This window comes from Stenotrophomonas maltophilia (assembly GCF_900186865.1).
Taxonomy (GTDB): Bacteria; Pseudomonadota; Gammaproteobacteria; order Xanthomonadales; family Xanthomonadaceae; genus Stenotrophomonas; species Stenotrophomonas maltophilia.
Genome location: NZ_LT906480.1, coordinates 3,450,562 through 3,471,006 on the forward strand (window position 1 = coordinate 3,450,562; position 20,445 = coordinate 3,471,006).

Genomic DNA, 20,445 nt, shown 5'->3' on the forward strand with positions numbered 1-20,445 from the left:
ATGCGCAGGCGCGTCGGCATGCGTCTGCTTGGCGGCACCCCGTTCTATGACGGTATCGGTGGCGGCCGTCGCGCATTGGCGTGGCAGGTCGGCAATCCAGGCGCAGTCGCAGCACTGGCGTTCACCCAGAACGAATTGCGCGCGAAGAGCCGCGATCTGGTACGCCGCAATGCCTGGGCAGCGGCAGGCGTTGAAGCCTTTGTCTCGAACGCCATCGGTACTGGCATCAAGCCGCAGAGCATGCTGGCCGATCAGTCCTTGCGCGAAGCGATCCACAGCCTGTGGTGGGACTGGTGCGAGGAAGCCGATGCCGCCGGACTGACCGATTTCTACGGCCTGCAGGCCTTGGCCTGTCGCGCCATGCTCGAAGGCGGGGAATGTCTGGTGCGGCTGCGCTATCGCCGTCCGGAGGATGGCCTGCCGGTAGGCCTGCAATTGCAGTTGCTCGAACCCGAACACCTGCCAGCCACGCTGAATCAGGAATTGGCTTCGGGAAATGTAATCCGTGCGGGCATCGAATTCGACAAGCTCGGACGGCGGGTGGCCTACCACCTGTATCGCTCACACCCGGGTGATGGCTCACTGGCTCCGATGTCGGGCACTGGTGGCGTGGTGGGCGGTCTCGACACAGTGCGTGTCCCGGCCAGCGAAATCATTCACCTGTTTCGTCCCTTGCGGCCCGGACAGATCCGGGGCGAACCGTGGCTGGCGCGCGCACTGGTCAAGCTCAACGAACTCGACCAGTACGACGACGCCGAGCTCGTGCGCAAGAAAACCGCCGCGATGTTCGCGGGCTTCATCACGCGCCTGTCACCTGAGGACAACCTGATGGGTGAAGGCTTGCCGGATGCCAGCGGTGCGGCATTGGCCGGGCTGGAGCCGGGCACGATGCAGATCCTGGAGCCCGGCGAGGACGTGAAGTTCAGTCAGCCCGCCGACGTTGGCGCGAGCTACGCCGAATTCCTGCGCATGCAGTTCCGGGCGGTGGCAGCGGCGATGGGCATCACCTACGAGATGCTGACCGGCGACCTGACGCAAGTGAACTATTCGTCGATCCGGGCCGGGCTGCTGGAGTTTCGCCGCCGCTGTGAGGCCATCCAGCACGGCGTGATCGTCCACCAGCTGTGCCGCCCGATCTGGCGTGCCTGGATGGAGCAGGCGCTACTTGAAGGCGCGCTGGCGCTGCCGCAGTTCACCGAGAAGAAGCGCGACTACTTCGCGGCCAAATGGATTCCACAGGGTTGGCAGTGGGTCGATCCCAAGAAGGAATTCGACGCGATGCTGACCGCCATTCGCGCCGGGCTGCTGTCTCGCTCGGAAGCCATCTCGGCCTTCGGCTACGACGCCGAGGACATCGACCGCGAGATCGCCGCCGACAACCAGCGTGCCGATGAGCTCGGTCTGGTCTTTGACTCCGACCCGCGCCACGACAAAGCGCCCCAACCATCGGCATCGGGCGCTCCCATAAATGCGGCCGCCACAGTGGCCGTGCCGCAAGACCAACAGGACAACTGACATGCAACTCGTTCATCTGGCGTCCCGCCTCTACGGGACGCCGCTCCTCATTGCGCGTCCCAAACTCGACGTGATCCTCTCCGTGCTGGGTTCCCGCATCGGCTTGCCCGATCTGGACATGGCGATGCCGCTGCCCATGCCGCGCCAGAACGCCACATCGGGTCAGGCGGGCATTGCCGTCATCCCGGTGGTCGGCACGCTGGTCAGACGTTCGATGGGTATCGAAGCCGCCTCTGGCCTGATGTCCTACGGCGAGATCGAAGCCCGGCTGGACGCCGCGCTGGCCGACCCACAGGTGGCGGGCATCCTGCTCGATCTGGACTCGCCCGGCGGCGAGGCCTCGGGCGTGTTCGAACTGGCCGAGCGCATCCGCGCCGCCAGCACCATCAAGCCGATCTGGGCGCACGCCAACGATGCCGCGTACTCGGCGGCTTTTGCCATCGCGGCGGCATGCCAGCGCCTGACGCTGTCGCAGACCGCTGGCGTCGGGTCGATTGGCGTGATCGCGCTGCACGTCGACCAGTCGGTGAAGGACGCCAAGGACGGCCTGAACTACACCGCAGTCTTCGCGGGCAGCCACAAGAACGACTTCTCCCCGCACGAGCCACTTACCCCCCAGGCCACCACCGCGTTGCAGACCGAGGTGGATCGCCTCTACGACATCTTCGTGAATCAGGTCGGGCAGATGCGCGGCCTCGACCCGGATGCCGTGCGCGCCACCGAGGCGGCTCTCTTCTACGGCGAGCAGGCGGTGGCAGCAGGCCTCGCCGACGCAGTGATGCCGCTCGAACAGGTGATGACCGAGTTCACCGACGCGTTGGCGGCCAAGCAGCGGCTGGCGCAGCCCGGCGTGGCCCGTGCGTCGCCCCGAAGTCTGTCCACGCAGCCCATCGCAACCCCGTCCCAAAGCAAACCTCTCACCCTGGAGAACACCATGACCGACCCCAAAAACGACCACGACAACCCAAACGATCCGACCGACACCGACCCGCAGGGCGACCAGCCGCAGACCGACAGCGATCCGCAACCGACGCCTGCCGCCCAAGCAGCACTGGCGCAGTCCTTCGCCAGTGGGCGCGGCCAAGCACAGGCCATTGCAGAGATGTGTCTGATCGCGGGCCAGTCCCAACGCACGGCGGAATTCCTCGCAGCAGGCTTCTCGGAAGCGCAGGTGCGCCGCGCCTTGCTGGATGCCCGTGCCGACCAACCCGAAATCGCCTCGCGCATCACCGCCGATGCAGGAACCAGTCAGCGCCCGGAAAACAGTCCAGTGGTCGCTGCCGTCAAGAAACTCACCGCCAAGGAGTAAGCCATGCCCACTGTCTCTCAACCCAAGAACCTCGGTGACCTGTTGAAGTACGAAGCGCCGAATCTCTACTCGCGTGACCAGGACACCGTCGCTGCCGCGCAGAACCTGTCGCTGGGCACCGTGGTGGGCCGCGAAACGGCCACGGCCAAGCTCAAGGCCCTCGACCCGAGCGCCACGGACGGTACGGAAATCGCCGTTGGCGTGCTCGGCAACGACGTCGATGCGATGCTGATCGACCGCGAGGACGCGATCTTGATCGCCCGCCACGCCATCGTCGCGCGCGGCGCATTGGTCTGGCCGACCGGTCTCACGGTTGCGCAGAAGGCAACTGCCGTTGCCCAACTCACCGCCCTTGGGGTGCTGGTGCGCGATAGCGCCTGATCCCGTCCCAACGATCCATCTCACTCCCCCGAAAACCCGCCACTGGCGGGTTTCGTCATTTCTGGAGATCCCAAATGCAGAACCCTTTTGAAAACCCCGGCTTCTCGATGGCCAGCCTGACGGCCGCCATCAACCTCCTGCCCAACCGCTACGGGCGGCTGGAGCAACTCAACCTGTTTCCGGCCAAGCCGGTGCGCACTAGGCAGATCATCGTCGAGGAGTACGCCGGTCGTCTGAACCTGCTGCCCACCCGCGCGCCCGGTTCACCCGGCACCGTCGGTGAACGTGGAAAGCGCAACCTGCGTTCCTTCGTGATCCCGCACATCCCGCACGACGACGTGGTGCTGCCGGAAGAAGTGCAAGGCCTGCGCGCCTTTGGTTCCGAAACTGAGATGGAAGCCATTGGCGGTGTCATGGCCCGTCATCTGGAGACCATGCGCAACAAGCACGCGATCACCCTGGAGCACCTACGCATGGGCGCACTCAAGGGCAAGATCCTCGATGCCGACGGCAGTGAGCTGGTCGATCTGTTCGACGAGTTCGACATCACCGCGCAATCAGTGTCCTTCGAGTTTTCGACGGCGGCCGACAACGGGCAAATCAAGAGTGCCTGCCTGGAGCTGCTTGGGCTCATGGAAGATGGGCTCACGGGCGAGTTTTCGACCGGCGTGCATGTGTTGTGCTCGACCGAGTTCTTCCGGGCGCTGACCACCCACAAGGAGGTCAAGACCGCTTACCAGAACTGGCAACAGGGCGCGGTGCTGATCAACGACATGCGCTCGGGCTTCAGCTATAGCGGCATCACCTTCGAGGAATACCGGGGTCAGGCGTCCTTTGTGCAGGCCGACGGCACGCTGGGGTCGCGCCGCTTCATCGCTGCCGGTGAAGCCCATGCATTCCCGGTCGGCACGGTGGACACCTTCGCGACTTACTTCGCGCCAGCGGACTTCAACGAGACCGTGAACACCATCGGCCAGCCGCTGTATGCCAAGCAGGAGCCGCGCAAATTCGACCGGGGCACTGATCTGCATACGCAATCGAACCCACTGCCGATGTGCCATCGCCCGGGCGTGCTGATCAAGCTGATCTCTGCCTGATGGACGTCGCGACGCTGTACGAAGCAGCACGCAATGCCGGATTGCTCACCGTCGTCACGGTGGCGGGCAACACGGTGCACTGCGCCTTCCTCGCTCCGGACGAAACCGTGCTGGATGGCTTCGCACTGTCGCGGGACTACCAGATCGACTACCCGGCGTCCTGGTTGACGCTGGCTGCCGGGGACACGGTCAAGGTGGCAGGCAACACCTATCAGGTGCGCGACGTACGTGCCATCGGCGACGGCACCGAGCGTCGCGCCTCGCTCTCCCAACTCTGAGGAACGCCCCATGAACTCCGTCCGCGAGCGCGTCTTGCGGGAGATCGTCACGCGCCTGGCATCTGCGATTGCCCCGATCCCGGTGCTGCGCATGCCTGCCGTGCCGGTCACCCGCGAGGCCAGTCCAGCGCTGCTGCTGTTCGTTGATGGCGACAGCATCACAGCCCACGCCAACCACCTCGTCGACCGGCTGCTGATCGTCCGGCTTGCCGTGGTGGCACGCGGAGCGGATGCCTTCGACGTGGCCGACCAGGCCCTGGTCGCGGCCCACGCGGCAATGCTCGCCGACCCGAATCTGGGCGGTCTGGCCATCGCCGTGCGCGAGATCGACTGCGAATGGGAGTTCGACGACGCCGATGCCGGGGCCGTCGCGCTGCCTGCCCGCTACGAGATCCGCTACCGCACCCACGCCATCGACCTCACCCAAACAGGATGAACACCTTATGCAAACCCTCTCCATCGAACTACTGAAACCCCACACCCACGCAGGCAAGCGCCTCGCCGTGGGTGAACGCCTTGATCTGAATGACGCCAGCGCCCGTTGGCTGATCGCGCAAGGCACGGCCAAAGCGGCCATCCCCGCCACCGATTCCAAACCCACCCGCCGTGATGCTACGTCCGGTGTTTCCACAACTGCAGCCACCCAAGGAGACTGAACATGGCTTACTTTTCCGGACAAGGCCGCGTCTACATCGGCGCACGTGATGAACTCGGCAACCCTGCTGGGCTGACCTTCGTTGGCAACGTGCCCGAGCTGAAGGTGTCGCTGTCGGTGGACACCATCGAGCACCAGGAAGCGCAGTCGGGTCAGCGCTTAACCGACCTGCAACTCATCAAGACCAAGAAAGGCGAGTTCGCCTGCACGCTGGAGGAACTGATCGCCACCAACCTGGCGCTCGCGCTCTACGGCACCACGACCACGATCACCCCTGGTACGGTGACTGGCGAAGCATTGCCCCTCCCGGTCACGCCGGGCAGTCTGTACCCGCTGGCCATGCAGAACGTGTCCGCCGTGCAGATTCAGGACTCCGATGCCACGCCCAAGACGCTCCCGGCCAGCCAATACAGCGTCAATGCGAAGCACGGTTCGCTGGTAGTGCTCGATGCCACGTCGGGTGGCCCCTACACCGAGCCGTTCACAGTCGATTACGCCTATGGCGCGGCGCAGAGCACGGCGATGTTCACCCAGCCCTTGCCCGAGCGCTGGATTCGCTTCGAGGGGCTCAACACCGCCGACGGCAACCGCGAGGTGGTGATCGACCTCTACCGCGTGGCCATTAACCCAGCCAAGGAGCTCTCGATCATCACGGACGAACTGCTCAAGTTCGAGCTGTCGGGCCAAGTGCTGGCGGATCTGACCAAGCCGGTCGGTGGTGATCTCGGTCAGTTCGGCCGTCTGGTACTGCTGTGATGGACGGCTTCAAGACCTTCCCCCCTGAGCCTGTGGTCGTGACGCTGTCCGGTACGGCGCTGGAATTGACGCCGATCCGGCTGGGCGAATTGCCACGGTTGCTAGCCGTGGTGCGCCCGCTGGCCGAGGAAATCACCAGCGATCCGGACTGGATGGCGCTGCTAGGGCGGCATGGCGATGCCGTGCTCGACCTGCTGGCGATTACCACCCGGCGTGAACGCGCGTGGATCAACGACCTTCAGCTTGCGGACGCCGTGCAACTGGCCGCCGCTGTGTTCGAGGTGAACGCGGATTTTTTCGTGGCGCACGTCGTACCGAGCATTCAGGGCGCAGCCCAGCGACTCGCGCCGACGCTGCGCTCACTGACGAACTCGGGTGGGACGCTGCCGTCGCCCGCCTGATCCGCGCCGGTCACCGCCTCGGTGACTTGATGGGCTACACACTCCCCCAAGCGCAAGCCTTTCTGGATGCCGACGGACAGATCGAGCGGCAGCAACTGGCCCAGCTGCTCGGCATTCATGCCGTGGCAGCGCAGGGCGAGAAGCGGGGCATCGAACAACTGCAACGCGATCTTCTGAAGGACTGAGCCATGCGTCTCTCGCTCACCACCACCGGCTTGCTGGACCCGCGCCAGTTGGCAGCGTGGAGCACAGAGCGGCGTCGTGCCATCCACACCGCCGTCGCCAAGGGCATGCAATCGGGCGGGCGTGAAGTGCGTGATGCGGCGCGATCCGAGATGCGCAGTGCCTTCACCGTCAAACGCAACAGCTTCATCTCCTCGATGGGCGTGAAGGTGTTCGACAAGAAGTCGGAGCAACTGCCCGCCTTGCTGGTGGGCAGCAAGATTCCGTGGCTCGGCCTGCACGAAAAAGGCGGCACGGTGAGTGGCAACCTGCTGATCCCACTGTTGCCCGGGCGCATCGGTCCGAAACGCTTCAGGGCCGTCATCGATGGCCTGATGCGTTCGGGTAATGCCTTCTTCATCGAGAAGAACGGTCGCGTGCTGCTGATGGCCGAGAACATCAAAGAGAACGCCGGGCTGCTGGGCCGCTTCAAACGGGCCGAGCGTGGTCGTACCGGGGCCAAGCAGATCAAGCGTGGCCAGGAGATTCCCATCGCCGTGCTGGTCAAGCGCGTCGATCTCAAACGGCGGCTGAATCTGGCGGGTGGCGTGCAACGCGCACTGCCTGCCTTGGCTCGGGCGATTCAACAAGAACTGGACAAAGTCTGATGGCAAGCAACCGTGCCCAAATCCTGATCAGCGCCGTCGACCAGACCAAGACCGCCTTCGACTCGATCAAGCGGGGCTTGGGTGGCATCACCGATACGGCCAAGAGCGTCAACGGCGTGCTGGCCAATCTCGGCGTGGCCGTGTCGGTTGCGGGTCTGACCGCGATGGTGAAATCGGCCATCGACACTGGCGATGCACTGGATGAGATGTCGCAACGTGTCGGTGTCAGTGTCGAAACCCTGTCGGTATGGAAACCGGCAGCCGAGCAGTCAGGCGTCTCCGGCGAGTCCTTCGAGAAGGGCCTGCGCAAGCTGTCCACCACGATGCTGGAAGCCGCGACCGGGTCGGAAGATGCCGCTCGCGGATTTTCTGCGGTGGGCGTCGAGTTCAAGAACCAGGACGGCACCCTGCGTGCCACCGATCAGGTGCTACTGGATCTGGCCGAGCGCTTCAAGGCCATGCCCGATGGTGCGGAGAAGACTGCGCTGGCAGTGCAACTGTTCGGCAAGTCAGGAGCGGAGCTGATCCCGTTTCTGAATCAGGGGCGCGACGGCATCAATGAGCTGGCTGCCGAGATGCAGGCGCTCGGCGTGCAGATGAGCAGTGAGACTGCAGCACAGGCTGGCAACTTCAACGATGCGCTCGACAAGCTTAAGCTGGCCACCACCAGCATCGGCAACCAGATCATCGCCTCCTTGCTGCCCGCCCTGAACGACATGGCCGGTGGCATGGTCGAGTCTGCAAAGCAAGGCGGCACATTGCGCGCGATCCTGGATGGCGTGGTGCTGGTGCTCAAGACCTTGGCGCTCGGTGCCGCCACGGTTGGCAAGGCCTTTGTCGCCTTGGGCGAAGCCATCGGTGCCGGTGTTGCGGCGGCGGTCGAAGCGCTCAAGGGCAACACCGACGGAGCGAAGGCCATCATTGCCGACCTCAAAGGCAATCTGGTCAAACGGCTGGATGAACTGGCGTCCTTCCGTGACAGCCTGTTCGACCCCAAGCCCATCGAGGTCAAGGCACCCAAGATCCAGGCCGATCCAGAACTGCTGCAGCGCCTGACCAAACCCAAGGCCGTCAAGCCAGTGCAGGACACGACCGGCGCGCAGACCACGCTGATGAAAGCGCAGCTGGACGCCGAGTTTGCGCTGCTCAAGGACGGACTGGCGCGGCAGCAAACTGCGCTGGACGCTGCGCTCGAAGACCGTCTGGTCTCTGTGCGCGACTACTACACGCAGAAGACGGCCATCGAGCAGCGCGAGGTCGATGCCGAGATCGCCCGCAAGCAGCAGGAATTGGCCCGCAGTCAGCAAGTCGCCTCCACGGGCAAATCGGAAAACGACCGCCTGCGCGCCAAGGCCGAGGTCGCCAAAGCGGAAGCCGACCTCATCACACTCAACAACCGGCGCACGGACATCGAGCAAGCCAACGCCCGCAAGGCGGCACAAGCCGAGCGGGAACTGGCTGATGCCTTGGCGCAGGCGCGTGAGGAACTGGCGCAGATCACCGGTACGGCCACAGATGCCGACCGGCAGGCTGCCATTGAGCGCAGCTACCGCGACCTGCGGGCGCGACTGGCCGCCGAAAGCGATGCCGACGGCGTGTCACTCGTTGACCGGCTGATCAACGTGAAGGCCGCACAGGCCAATCTGGCGGCGCTCGAAGCCCAATGGCGGCAGGTCACTGAGCGTCTGCGCAATGCGCAGGAGGGCATTCAGACCCAGCAGCAGGCTGGGCTACTAACCGAAACACAGGCGCGCCAGCAGATCGTGGCCTTGCAACAGCAATCAGCCACAGAGATGGAGCGCCTGTTGCCGACCATGCAGCAAGCTGCGCAGGCCATCGGGCCGGATGCTGTGATTCGCGTGCAGGCGTGGCGCAACGAGCTGGATCGCACCAAGCTCACCGTCGATGAAATGGCACCGCTGTGGAACCGCATCGGTGAGAGCTTCGGCGGTGCGCTCAACGGGATGATCACCGGCGCGCAGACCTGGCGCAGTGCCTTGGCGAGCATCTTCCAGCAGGTGGCCGACGCCTTCCTGCAGCAGATCGTGATCCAGCCGTTCCAGCAGTGGATCGCCATGCAGGCTCGGATGCTGGCGCTCAAGCTCGGTTTCATTCAGCAGGAGCAGACCGTCGATGCTGCGGCCAGCGCCGCCAAGGTCGCCCAAATGACCACCGAAACCACCGCCGTGGTGTCGATGGATGCCGCCAAGGCGGGAGCCGGGGCAGCGGCGTCTCAGGCTTCCATTCCCTACGTCGGGCCTGCGCTGGCTGTGGCCGCGATGGTAGCCATGGTCGCCGCCGTGATGGCGCTCTTGGGTGGCATCAAGAAGTTCGCGGGCGGCGGACTGGTCTCCGGGCCGGGCAGCGCCACCTCGGATTCGATCCCGGCGCGTCTGTCGGCAGGCGAGTACGTGGTGCGGGCGGCCGCTGTGCGCCAGGTCGGCGTGGCTTTCCTCGACTCGCTCAACGGCTTGTCGGCAGGCCCGCGCTTCAAAGGTGGTGAGCTGGCCTTTGCTGCCGGTGGTCTGGTGCCGGAAGTGAAAGTGCCACCCGCGCAGCCGCAGATGAATCAGGCGGTGCGCATCGTCAACGCGGTCGATCCGGGCGTGACGCACGACCACCTGCAGTCGCCTGCCGGAGAGAAAGTCATCGTCAACATCATCGGGCGCAATGCACGGGCCATCCGTGCGGCGCTGCAAGGGTAAATCTCATGGCACTTCTGTTCATCGACGGTTTCGATCACTATGACCCGCAGGCCGTGGACAGCTTTGGCGCTCCGTGGCTTGCGCGTGGCAAAGCGGCGTATCTGTCACCGCAGGCCATCCGCATCAATGGCCGTCGCCCGTCCTCCTATGCCCTGCGTTTGCCGGAAGGCTCGGGTGGTGGCTACGTCAAGAACCTCGACGCCACCAAGACCAGCCTGATCGTCGGTGCGGCCATTCGCGTGGTGCCGTACGAGAACACCTATACCGAACCCTTGCTGCTCGGCGTGCGCGATACCAACTCGCAGGTCGCACATTTGGTGAAGATCGGCGAGGACGGGCGGCTCAAGCTCTACCGCTGGCAATACGGCTATGACCAGTTGATCTCTGTCTCAGTCGCCAGCGCTCCGGCGCGCGGCTGGCACTACATCGAGTTGCAGGTCACGCAAGGCACCAGCAACGGCATTCTGTCAGTGCGTATCAACGGAATCCTGGCCATCCAGATGACGGCGCAGAACACCATTCAAGGTGGTGGCCAACTGCTTACGGCATTCGTGGGCGCAGTGCCCGGCCAGAACTGCCCGCTCACCATCGACGTCGACGACTTCTACATCGCCGACACCAGCGGCACGATCAACAACACCTTCCTCGGTGATGTGCGCGTCGATGCCTTGCAGGCACAGGCCGATGGCAGCCTGAACCAGTGGACAACCAGTCCGGTCGGCACCGCTGCCTGGGAAGCCGTGAGTGACGAAGACGAGGCTACGGCAATCAGTGCGCCCAGCGTGGGGCTGCGTCAGTCCTTCGATGTCGAGCCGCTGCCGGTGATGGCCACGCCCGCCATCTACGGCGTGCAACTGACGATGCTGGCACGCAAGACCGACGCCGGTCTGGGTAAGGTCAAAGGCCTCGTGGTCAGTGGTGCGCAGAGCGCCGTCAGTACCGACATCATTCTGCAGGAGCAACTGGCCTGGCAGAGCACGCTGTTCGAGCGCAACCCGAACGGCAACTTGCAGTGGACGGAGGCCGCGTTCAATGCCGCTGAGTTCGGCGTGGAGTCGGCATGACGGATCGCATCATCGTTCAAGACATCGCGGAGGTTTCCAGCAAACCGACGCCTGGAAGCGAACTGCCCGCCTTCCAAGGTGAAGTGCTCTCGCGCGCCACCTTCGGGGCGAGCGCAGCCAGCTTCACGCCGGAAACAGCTGTCGCTCCGCTGCCGCCCAATCTGGCGGCCAGCCTGCTGGCGGAATCCTTGGCAGGCCCCTGGCCACCCATCGATTCACCGACATTCTTGGTCGAAGTGCTGCGCCGAGATACGGCCTCAAGCGCCATCGTCACCACTGGTATGGATACCTTTGGCGACCAGCCGTGGCCGGATGCGCAACGCGGCGTGTTTGCCTTCCGCCACGATTGGATGGAGCCCCTCGTCGAACGGTTGGAGTGGCAGACCAGCGTCACGCGGCTGGCCAGCGGCAACGAATCCCGGCAGGCGCGCCGACGCGTTCCCCGGCGTTGGCTCACCTACAAGGTGGGTAACGCTCGCCAGACCGATGCCCTGGTGGCTGACTGGCTGGCCGATCATCTCGGTCAAATGGCGCTGTGGCCGCTGCCGCAGTACGCGGTTCACCTGACCGAGTCCTGCGAACGTGGCGCACTGGCACTCAATGTGACGGAGGCTGACGGGCGACAGTTCGGGCCGATCTCAGCGAATGTGCGCCTGACCTACGACGGGGTACAGGGCTGGCAGGAAATTGAGGGCAATGGTCGCTGGATTTTGATCATCGCCGCCGACGGCTGGCAGATCGCGCAACTCAGCGATGTGGAAAGCGACCTGCTGTGGCTGATGGAACCTTTGGCACGCGCCGCAGCCGTAGGCAGCACCGTCATGCCCTTGGTGTGGGGCAAGGCCATCGACCCGGCCGATCTCACGCAGTGGGTGCCGGGCATGGTCGGCGGCAACATTCCCACGCAGATCCAGTCTGCACCATTGCCCGACCAGGATGTCCTGGATGACCCATGGCTCGACGAGATCCCGATCTGGCCGGATGGCAACTGGCGTGACGATCCGACGGCCGCCGCGCAAGCGACGATCACCCGCCAGGACTTTTCGCCTGCAGATCCGTGGGTGCGCCGGGACGATCCGTGGGCGACCACGACTTTGCAGCGGCGCTATCTGGCCAGCTCACTTGATGAAATCGAAATCTGGCGGGCGCGGTTGTGGCGCACCCAAGGCCGTCTGGAAGCCTTCTGGCTGCCCGATGGCTTGGCCCCGATCCTGTGGGTGACCGCAGAGGCCGATCCCGAAGATGGCTTCCTGCGCGTGGATGGCAAAGACATCTCCGCGCGAATTTCGGATTTTTGGCATCGCCCCGCCGCCTGCTTGATCGTGCACCCAGACGGCTATCGGCAGTACGCCCTGACGGCGACCTGCCATCTGGATCAAGGCGGTGTGCTGGTGCTGCGCTCGGGTCTCGACGACTGGGTGCCCGCAGGCAGCCGCGTCATTCGCCTCGTGCGCTGCCGCCTCGACCACGACGCAGTCGATCTGTACTGGCACAGCCCGACGCTGCTGGAGATCACCTTGACCGCGCGCCAGTTGCCCGAACCGCGCGGGAATGACCGTCAAACCTACGAGGGAGAGTAAGCACGATGAGCCAGAACCCCTTGCTGGAAGTCGAGCTATACGCCTTCGCCAGCGACAGCGCGCAGTTCTATCTGACGCCGCACGAATTCGACGTCGATCTGGACGGCAATCTGTACGCAAGCCTGCCCATCGAACGCAACGAACTGGCGCTGGGTGCTGAAGCTGCGAAGGCTGGGCTGGATCTGAAACTGCCGCCGAACTGTGATTTGGTGCGCCATCTGCTCGCCAACTCGCTGACCGGTGACACCACCTCGATCACCCTGCGCATCGGACGGCGTGACACTTGGGGCGACTACTGGTGGATCTCAGGTACGCGCTGGATGGGCCGGGTGCTGGGCGTCGAAGTCGCTGACGATGTGGCTCGCGTTCGCTGCGAGTCGGCGCAAGTCAGTTTGAAGCGCATCGGGTTGCGGCGGCTCTACAGCCGCAAGTGTTCCCACGTTCTGTATTCGGCAGCCTGCGGTGCGTCACCGATTGCTGTCAGCGCCTTCGTGAGCAACAGCTATGGCCGCAACGTCGATCTCGATGGCGGCACGCCCGGTAGCGTCAACGGTGGCTTGGCCGGTGGTTGGCTGCAAACCCCGGAAGGTGCCCGCCACATGATCGTCAACGATTACGGTGGCGGCGTGGAGTTGCTCTATCCGGTAGCCATTGAGGTCGGCACCGAAGTGCTGCTGACGGTCGGTTGCGACCACAGCACGGCCACGTGCGAGTCGCGCTTCGGCAACCTCGACAACTACGGCGGCTTTCCCGCCATCCCAAGCAAGAACCCGTTTTCGACCGGCGTGTTCTGAATCCCTGGAGAAATCGCCATGTGGTACCTCGTCGTCATCGTGGTGGCGGCGCTGGTTTCGGTCGCGCTCGCCCCGAAACCGCCCGAACCCAAACCGGCGTCCCTGTCCGACGTCGATGCCCCAACCGCAGAAGAAGGCCGACCGATTCCCGTCGTGTTCGGCACCGTGCTGCTGCGCGGCTCTAACGTCGTCTGGTACGGCGATCTGGAAGCCGATCCGATCAAGAAGAAAGGTGGCAAGAAATGACCACGCAGACCGTCATCACCATCGATCATGTGCGCGCCGTGGGCCTTTGCGTGAACGGCACGCGCACATGGTTTGCGCGTCACGATCTGGACTTCCGCGCCTTTCTGCGGGATGGCTGTGACGCCGACACCCTGCTGGCCACAGGCGATGCAATGGCGCAGCGGGTGGTCGAGCACGCCCGCAATCAGTCCAGCCAGCGGGAGCAAGGCTGATGGGTGGCAGCAGCAAATCGCAGACCGTCGGCTACCGCTACCGGATGGGGCTGCATCTAGCCCTGTGCCAAGGGCCGGTCGATGCCGTGCAGGAAATCCAGATGGGCGACCGTACAGCGTGGGGTGATGCCGACCGTGCGCCGCTTCCGAACGGGCATGGACTGACCAGTCTCTCCATCAACAAGCCCACCCTGTTTGGTGGTGACGAGCGTGAAGGCGGCGTGGTGGGCACCATCGATGTGCTGTCGGGCCATGCTGGTCAGGGGCGTAACGACTATCTGATGAGTCGCCTTGGGCCAGCCATTCCGGCATTTCGGGGCGTGTTGTCCTTGGTCGCACGCAAGATCCTGTTTGCGGCCAACAACCCGTACATCAAGCCTTGGGCTGTGCGGGTGCGTCGCTTCAATGCCGGTTGGCATGACCATGCCTGGATGGGAGATTCCGAAGTCCGCATCTGGGATGAGGACGAAGGACAGGAGATCAGCGTCGGCATGAATCCGGCGCACATCCTGGTTCAGTGCCTCACCGATCCGCACTGGGGCATGGGCTATCCGCAGAGCACCATCGGCTGGAGTTTCTGGAATGCGGCATGGGCTTTGTCGAGTGAGGGCTTCGGCCTCAATTTGATCTGGACGCGCCAGCAGCCCATCGAGAGCTTCATCGGCCAGGTCATCGACCACATCGGCGGCATCCTCTACACCGATCCGGAGCAAGGCACGTTTGAGCTCAAGCTGCTGCGCGACGACTACTGGATCGATAGCCTGCCGCAGTTGGGCCCTGACGAAATCGTGCGGCTGGAACGCTTCGAGCGCGCCCAGTGGGGCGAGCTACCCAATGAACTGACCGTGGTCTACACCGATTGGCAAACCGGCGGTGATGCGACGGTCACAGTCGAAAATCTTGCCACCATCCAGTTGCAAGGCGGCGTGATCAATCAGCGCCGCGACTACCCAGGCGTCAACTACGGGCCACTCGCTGCCCGGCTGGCCTTGCGTGACCTGCGCGCCTTGGGTTCGCCGCTGGCCCGGATGAGTCTGACGGTGGCACGCGACACGTTGGAGCGTGCGCCGCTGCCGGGTGATGTATTTCTGCTGAACTGGCCGCGCTTGGGTGTGGATCAGATGGTGGTGCGCGTCACCGGCATCGACACCGGCACCTTGGGAGCGGCCGAGTGGCGCATCGAAGCGATGGAGGATGTGTTCGGGATGAGCAATACCGTGCTGTCGCCCCCGCCACCGCACGTCGAGGAGCCGACCATCGAACCTTTGCCGCCCGCCGTGGTGCTGGCCGTCGAGGTGCCGTATTGGGAACTGGCCCGGCGCTTGTCGCGCGCAGAGCTGGCCTACCTGACCGACACGGACACCTATCTCGGTGCGTTGGCCGCCGCCGGTGGGACCGGGCAGTTGAACTGGCAACTGGCCACCGGCGCATCTGGCGGCGACCTCGCAGTCGTTGTGGGCGAGGACTACGCGCCGCTGCTGGCGCTCGATGCAGCCTTGCCTGCCAGCGAAGCCGATGCCATTGGTGTGCCGGTGACCGCCATCAGCCAACCAGAGAGGCTGGCCGAGGGTGACTACGCCTATCTGGTGGATGCCAGTGGGGCGATTGCAGAGGCCGTCGCTGTCCTGGCCTTCGATGCTGCAAACGCAACCATCGATCTCGCACGCGGCGTGCTCGACACCACACCTCAGGCACATGCGTCTGGAACTTGGCTGATCGGTGTCGGCGAATGGCTGGCATCCGAAGGTGCGGAGCGCGCCCCGGGCGAATCGGTGTTCGTGGGCGCGATTCCTCGCACGTCGACCGATCAGGGCGATCCTGTGCTGGCCGCTAATGGGCAGCCGATGGTGCTGGCCGGTCGGCAGTCCTTGCCGTATCCACCCGGTCGCATCCGTCTCAATGGCCAGACCGAGCCTGCCGTGGTGGCCGGTGATCTCGCCGTCGCGTGGGTCCATCGCGACCGCACGCAGCAGACCGCCTATCTCGTGCAGCAAGACGAGGGCGACATCGGGCCGGAACTGGGCGTGACCTACACGCTGCGTATCCGCAATCGCAACAACGTGCTGGTTTGTACTGAGACGGGGTTGCTTGGCACCACTTACATCTGGACCGCAGCCGTGGCCGCGCTGGATGCCGGTGCGCTGGGCGACCGCATCACGGTCGAGATCAGCGCCGAGCGCGATGGTTTGAGTAGCTGGCAGCCGCAGGTCCGGGTCATGGATCGCGCGGGCTACGGCCTGCGCTGGGGACAGTATTGGGGAGGTGTGTGATGGAAGCACGCATTGATGTTCATCTGCTCACCCTGAACGAGCCTGCCGAATGGCGGGAGGCCTGCATCGCCAGCCTCGAGGACGCACCGATCCAGTTGCACGTTTTGCCGGGCATTCCGGGACGCATCGGTGAGGCACGCGCGGCAGGTTATGCGCAAGGCACGCTGCCGCTGGTGTCCTTCGTCGATCCCGACGATCTGTACGAAGCCAGTGCCTTCACACAACTGGCCGATGCGTTGGACGCCTGCCCGCAAGCCGTGATGGCCTACACCGACGAAGCACTGACCGACGGAAACGGTCAGGACATCGCCGTGCGTCGTCTGGCCTACAGCCGTTGGCAGCACGCCAACAGCGCCAGCCACGTTCACGGCCTGATCGTGATGCGCCGATCTGCCGTGGAAGCCGTGCTCAAGGAAACCACCGACCTCAATAACTTTGCCGATTGGCTGCTGACCCTGCTCGTGGCCAAACGTGGCGGCGTGCTGTACCTGCCCATCGTCGGGCGGCATTGGCGACAGCACCCGCAGCAAAGTCATCGCATCGGCGACCCGGAAGCAGTCCTGCGTATTCGCCAAGCATCGAATCTTTGGAGATAACCCATGTCATCAATCGATCCAAACCTGGGGCTCAACTACGGCTGGACGCTGGGCGAAAGCGGCTGGGACACCGGCATGGACGCCAACCTCAAGCGCTTGGGGGCAGTGGTCGGACTGTCCGTGAAAGACCGCGACCTGACCACGCCACCGGCCAGTCCCGCCAATGGCGACCGCTACCTCATTCCTGCCGCCGCCATCGGCGCGTGGGCTGGTAAGACCAACCAGATCGCCGTGCGCATCGCCGATGCCTGGGAGTACCACGTGCCCAAGATCGGCTGGCTTTGTTTCATCGAGGACGAGGCCAAGCTCTCGGCCTACAAGCCTACCGGCTGGAGCGCAGGCATCGCCATCTGATTTCCCATCTTTGTACCCACCGGAAACCCGCCCACGAGGCGGGTTTCGCATTTTTGGAGACTGCTATGACCGAACCCGAACAACAACAGCCTGCGCTCGTCGAGAACATGCTCCTGCTGAGACGCGAGGACTTCGACGAACTGCTCGACCGCGCCGCTGAACGCGGAGCCGAACGTGTCCTGACCCACCTTGGCCTGGAAAACGGCCATGCAGCGCGCGACATCCGCGAATTGCGTGACCTGCTGGAAGCATGGCGCGATGCCCGCCGCACGGCTTGGCAGACTACCGTCAAGGTCATCACCACCGGCATCCTGGCCGCGCTGCTGGTCGGAGCCGCCATCAAGTTGAAACTGATGGGAGGCCCACAATGATCGAGACCTTGCTCGGTGGCCTCCTCGGGGGGGCCTTCCGTCTCGCACCTGAAGTCCTCAAGTGGCTCGATCGCAAAGGTGAGCGCGGCCATGAACTGGCGATGCAGGACAAGGCGCTGGAGTTCGAGAAAATTCGCGGCGCACAACGGATGTCGGAAATCGGCGCGGGTGCCGACGCCACGTGGAATGTCGGAGCCATCGAGACCCTGCGCGAAGCCGTTCGCTCCCAGGGCGAGAAAACCGGCGTGCGCTGGGCCGATGCACTGAGTTCCAGCGTCCGCCCAGTCATCACCTACTGGTTCATGGCACTGTACTGCGCCGCCAAGACGGCAACAGTCGCAGCCGCCGTAACAGGTGGCGCTGGCTGGGGCACGGCCATCCTGCATGCCTGGACGGATGCAGATCAGGCGCTGTGGGCAGGTGTGCTGAACTTCTGGTTCCTCGGGCGCGTGTTTGAACGGGTGCGGCCGTGATCGAAGTACCGAAGGCGGCTATCGAACTCGCAAAGCGCTTCGAGGGATTCGAACGCAGGGTGAAGCGCGCTATCGAGATCACCGCCGTTCCCTATATCTGCCCAGCAGGGTTCTGGACGATTGGGTACGGCCACCTCTGCGACCCCAAGCACCCACCGATTACGGAGACGGAAGCAGAGGTCTATCTGGCGCGCGATCTCCAATCGGCACTCGCTGCCACGCTGCGCTACTGCCCGGTTTTGGCCACAGAACCCGAAGTGCGCCGAGCGGCCATCGTGGATTTCACCTTCAACCTCGGCGCTGGGCGATTGCAGACATCGACGTTGCGACGGCGCGTCAATCAGCGGGATTGGACTGCTGCGGGCCAGGAGCTGCGCCGGTGGGTCTATGGGGGCGGAAAGGTGCTGCCCGGGCTGGTGACTCGGCGGGAAGCGGAGGTTGCTCTGCTTCTCTGACCTGCCGATTTACGCGCGGAAGATATCCACCTTCGTTTCAAGGCACTTGCGCAAGCTCAGATCATTCGCGCCCACCTCGAACCAACCTCCGGGCTTCTGGAAGAAATCCAGCCCCCGGCCAATCTTGATCACCCAGCCGTTGTCGATACGAATCTCTCGATCGTGCATGTTCGGGTTCAACTTCACTTCCAGCTCGACATCCAATTCCAGCAAGCTCTGCTTTAGCTCATCGAGCTTCTCGGCGATGTCAGCCAACTGGGTCTTGTCGTCGTAGCCGGTGATCAGGCTGATCTTCTTCACGGTTCCAGCCTTCAGCACTGTCTCGCAGAAGCGCACAAAGTTCTGAATCTGGTGCTGCAAGCGAATGTATGGGTCCTCGATCACGACGGACTTCGCACCCTGCAGATACGGACCGATGATCGACTCATAGCTGTAACCGGTATCGCCATAGAGAATGGTAAAGTGCTGTTCCTTGAGTTCGACTAGTGGCAGCGAAATTACAATAGGGGCCGGTGATATCGGTGCCGGCACTGCTGGAGATTCCGTAGTAGCAGGCGCCGGTTGCTCAGTGGGTTGCACCGCAACCACCTCTGCAGGCTGCCCATCCGCCTGATTCAAGCGACGGCGAGCTGGCTCCTGTGTTGCCGATGCATCCTTGGACTCAGGGCAGAAGACCACCACCTCCTCACCGCTGGCCTTGAAGTAAGACAGATTGATCCGGGCAAACTCGTCATCCGGTTTGCGCTTGTTCATCTGCTCCTTGACGCGGCGGCGACACTCGGTCGCGTAGGCCACGTACTCTTCGAACTCTTCGTCGGTCGGAGGCCCGTTCGGGTGCAGCACCTTCAAGAACGCGCAGACGGTCTTCTTGATGCCTTTTTCGTCGCGTCCCTCAATGGCCTTGCCAAGTCGGATGCGCTTGCTGACTTCCTCGTACCGGTTCGTGTGCTTGAACTGGTAGTGAAAGGCCTCTGCCAAGTAGTCGGTGATGAATCCGTAGTTACTGGTCAGAAACTCGCTGCTGTTCTTGGGCATCTCCCAGCCTGGGATATACGCGGCAAAACGGTCCATCACCGCCAAGTCGAGCTCTGGTGGCAAGGGCTGAAACAGATCGTGCTCATTCGAGTTCACGACCTGCTGCACCGATACATCAATGTTGCCGACAAAGCTCAGGCTGGCATCGGCGATCACTTCGGCCCCGCGCGAAAAGCGCCCGTTCGCCATGAAGTCCTTCATGATCTGGATGGTGTCCGGATCGCGCACCTTGATCCCACCGACCTCGTCAAAGGCCACCGTGTCCCAAAATCCGACCAAACCTACCTTGCGGCGCGCGTTGTTATAGAACAGCGTGGCCTTGGTCGCCTGGCCGCCCGAGATCAGTGTGGCGTAGGGCGAAAACTCGCTGAAGAAATAGGACTTGCCAGTACCACGCGGACCCAACTCGATGTAGTTGTAATTGGGCTCCACCAGCGCGGCAAGCCTGGCGATGAAATGCATCTGAACGCGTTTCGAGAGTTTGCTGGGTTCCAAACCGACGGAACGCAGCACCGCTGCGATCCACTCATCGCGAGTGAAGGCTGCTCGGCCTTCTGCGTAGCGGTCGAAGTCGAAGCGGGTCAGTTGGATCGGGCGCAAGTCCTCGATGGAAAACGCGTAGTCGTCCTCATCGATGTCGTTGTGCGCCAAGGTGACTTCGGCCCAAATGCCGCCTTCCAGCAACCTGTCGTTGTCGCGGTAGAACTTCTCACCAATCGCGATGCGTTGCGAGTTGAAGTTCTCCAGCGATGCCCAGTGGCGCTTCTCTTTCTCGACGTAGCGAACGTGAACCTTGTCGATGAACCGGTGCTTGCCCTTGGTGGCGACCTTGGACTGCGCCGCATTCGCCTCGTCCGGCCTCACATAATTTTCCTGCAGCGACGACAGCACGGCCTCCATGCCGGCATCCATTTCTGCCTGGTCATTGCTGGCGCAATACTTAGCGAGCAGGAACTCCAGGACGAACGTCGGGACATTGGTGCCTTTTTTGATTCGATGCAGCAGATCCTTACGAAGGACTTTGCCGTCGAAAGTGGCGTTTAGTTTTTGGTCGAGTTCGTCCATAGG

At 63.5% G+C, this 20,445-nt stretch carries 24 protein-coding genes; 23 read left to right on the forward strand and 1 reads right to left on the reverse strand.

The features are described from left to right. Positions 1-18: 18 nt before the first annotated feature. The 23 genes from CKW06_RS16475 to CKW06_RS16580 all read left to right on the forward strand — a co-directional run bounded on the left by CKW06_RS16475 (position 19) and on the right by CKW06_RS16580 (position 18,342). Positions 19-1,515: a phage portal protein gene (locus CKW06_RS16475; protein ID WP_231910804.1), complete on the forward strand. Its 1,497-nt coding sequence runs from the start codon at positions 19-21 to the stop codon at positions 1,513-1,515. Position 1,516: 1 nt separating this feature from the next. After that, positions 1,517-2,824, forward strand: a complete 1,308-nt coding sequence (locus CKW06_RS16480; RefSeq protein WP_024958050.1) for a S49 family peptidase — start codon at positions 1,517-1,519, stop codon at positions 2,822-2,824. Between the two features lie 3 nt (positions 2,825-2,827). After that, positions 2,828-3,205 (forward strand): head decoration protein, encoded by a 378-nt coding sequence (locus tag CKW06_RS16485; protein WP_024958049.1) that lies wholly within the window; start codon positions 2,828-2,830, stop codon positions 3,203-3,205. A gap of 107 nt (positions 3,206-3,312) precedes the next feature. Then, a complete protein-coding gene (locus tag CKW06_RS16490; RefSeq protein ID WP_231910805.1) occupies positions 3,313-4,302 on the forward strand; it encodes a major capsid protein in 990 nt (329 codons plus the stop codon). Then, positions 4,302-4,580 carry a hypothetical protein gene (locus tag CKW06_RS16495; RefSeq protein WP_024958047.1) on the forward strand — a complete coding sequence of 93 codons (279 nt, stop codon included), beginning with the start codon at positions 4,302-4,304 and terminating at the stop codon, positions 4,578-4,580. Before CKW06_RS16490 ends, CKW06_RS16495 begins: the two co-directional genes overlap by 1 nt. A 10-nt stretch (positions 4,581-4,590) precedes the next feature. After that, positions 4,591-5,016, forward strand: a complete 426-nt coding sequence (locus CKW06_RS16500) for a hypothetical protein (protein ID WP_024958046.1) — start codon at positions 4,591-4,593, stop codon at positions 5,014-5,016. 7 nt (positions 5,017-5,023) lie between these two features. Further along, positions 5,024-5,236 (forward strand): DUF7210 family protein, encoded by a 213-nt coding sequence (locus tag CKW06_RS16505; protein WP_032964302.1) that lies wholly within the window; start codon positions 5,024-5,026, stop codon positions 5,234-5,236. A 2-nt stretch (positions 5,237-5,238) separates the two neighbouring features. Then, positions 5,239-5,991 carry a phage tail tube protein gene (locus tag CKW06_RS16510; RefSeq protein WP_024958045.1) on the forward strand — a complete coding sequence of 251 codons (753 nt, stop codon included), beginning with the start codon at positions 5,239-5,241 and terminating at the stop codon, positions 5,989-5,991. Then, complete coding sequence (locus tag CKW06_RS16515) at positions 5,991-6,392, forward strand: questin oxidase family protein (protein ID WP_024958044.1); 402 nt, start codon at positions 5,991-5,993, stop codon at positions 6,390-6,392. The genes CKW06_RS16510 and CKW06_RS16515 overlap by 1 nt, the downstream gene beginning before the upstream one ends. A gap of 29 nt (positions 6,393-6,421) precedes the next feature. Then, positions 6,422-6,577 carry a hypothetical protein gene (locus CKW06_RS23755; protein ID WP_169800872.1) on the forward strand — a complete coding sequence of 52 codons (156 nt, stop codon included), beginning with the start codon at positions 6,422-6,424 and terminating at the stop codon, positions 6,575-6,577. 3 nt (positions 6,578-6,580) lie between these two features. Then, complete coding sequence (locus CKW06_RS16520; protein WP_024958043.1) at positions 6,581-7,222, forward strand: DUF6441 family protein; 642 nt, start codon at positions 6,581-6,583, stop codon at positions 7,220-7,222. Continuing rightward, the gene (locus CKW06_RS16525; protein ID WP_024958042.1) at positions 7,222-9,927 is read left to right on the forward strand and encodes a tail protein; all 2,706 of its coding nucleotides are present in this window, start codon (positions 7,222-7,224) and stop codon (positions 9,925-9,927) included. The genes CKW06_RS16520 and CKW06_RS16525 overlap by 1 nt, the downstream gene beginning before the upstream one ends. Positions 9,928-9,932: 5 nt before the next feature. Next, complete coding sequence (locus CKW06_RS16530; protein ID WP_024958041.1) at positions 9,933-10,991, forward strand: hypothetical protein; 1,059 nt, start codon at positions 9,933-9,935, stop codon at positions 10,989-10,991. Next, positions 10,988-12,571, forward strand: coding sequence for a hypothetical protein (locus CKW06_RS16535; RefSeq protein WP_024958040.1), 1,584 nt, complete (start codon positions 10,988-10,990; stop codon positions 12,569-12,571). The genes CKW06_RS16530 and CKW06_RS16535 overlap by 4 nt, the downstream gene beginning before the upstream one ends. Positions 12,572-12,576: 5 nt before the next feature. After that, complete coding sequence (locus CKW06_RS16540; RefSeq protein ID WP_024958039.1) at positions 12,577-13,365, forward strand: DUF2163 domain-containing protein; 789 nt, start codon at positions 12,577-12,579, stop codon at positions 13,363-13,365. A gap of 18 nt (positions 13,366-13,383) precedes the next feature. Next, positions 13,384-13,611, forward strand: coding sequence for a hypothetical protein (locus CKW06_RS16545; protein ID WP_009521704.1), 228 nt, complete (start codon positions 13,384-13,386; stop codon positions 13,609-13,611). Then, positions 13,608-13,823, forward strand: coding sequence for a hypothetical protein (locus CKW06_RS16550; protein WP_024958038.1), 216 nt, complete (start codon positions 13,608-13,610; stop codon positions 13,821-13,823). Before CKW06_RS16545 ends, CKW06_RS16550 begins: the two co-directional genes overlap by 4 nt. Beyond that, on the forward strand, positions 13,823-16,093 hold the full coding sequence (locus CKW06_RS16555; protein ID WP_024958037.1) for a phage tail protein: 2,271 nt from the start codon (positions 13,823-13,825) through the stop codon (positions 16,091-16,093). Before CKW06_RS16550 ends, CKW06_RS16555 begins: the two co-directional genes overlap by 1 nt. Next, a complete protein-coding gene (locus CKW06_RS16560; RefSeq protein WP_024958036.1) occupies positions 16,093-16,689 on the forward strand; it encodes a glycosyltransferase family 2 protein in 597 nt (198 codons plus the stop codon). Before CKW06_RS16555 ends, CKW06_RS16560 begins: the two co-directional genes overlap by 1 nt. A gap of 3 nt (positions 16,690-16,692) precedes the next feature. After that, positions 16,693-17,043: a DUF2793 domain-containing protein gene (locus CKW06_RS16565; protein ID WP_024958035.1), complete on the forward strand. Its 351-nt coding sequence runs from the start codon at positions 16,693-16,695 to the stop codon at positions 17,041-17,043. A gap of 65 nt (positions 17,044-17,108) precedes the next feature. Further along, complete coding sequence (locus tag CKW06_RS16570) at positions 17,109-17,414, forward strand: DUF6127 family protein (RefSeq protein ID WP_020200523.1); 306 nt, start codon at positions 17,109-17,111, stop codon at positions 17,412-17,414. Beyond that, positions 17,411-17,887 (forward strand): hypothetical protein, encoded by a 477-nt coding sequence (locus tag CKW06_RS16575; protein ID WP_024958034.1) that lies wholly within the window; start codon positions 17,411-17,413, stop codon positions 17,885-17,887. The genes CKW06_RS16570 and CKW06_RS16575 overlap by 4 nt, the downstream gene beginning before the upstream one ends. Continuing rightward, positions 17,884-18,342 (forward strand): lysozyme, encoded by a 459-nt coding sequence (locus CKW06_RS16580; protein ID WP_032964294.1) that lies wholly within the window; start codon positions 17,884-17,886, stop codon positions 18,340-18,342. Before CKW06_RS16575 ends, CKW06_RS16580 begins: the two co-directional genes overlap by 4 nt. 9 nt (positions 18,343-18,351) lie before the next feature. Here the strand turns inward: CKW06_RS16580 and brxL are convergent, their stop codons facing one another. Further along, complete coding sequence (brxL, locus tag CKW06_RS16585) at positions 18,352-20,442, reverse strand: BREX system Lon protease-like protein BrxL (protein ID WP_024958033.1); 2,091 nt, start codon at positions 20,440-20,442, stop codon at positions 18,352-18,354. Positions 20,443-20,445: the final 3 nt, after the last annotated feature.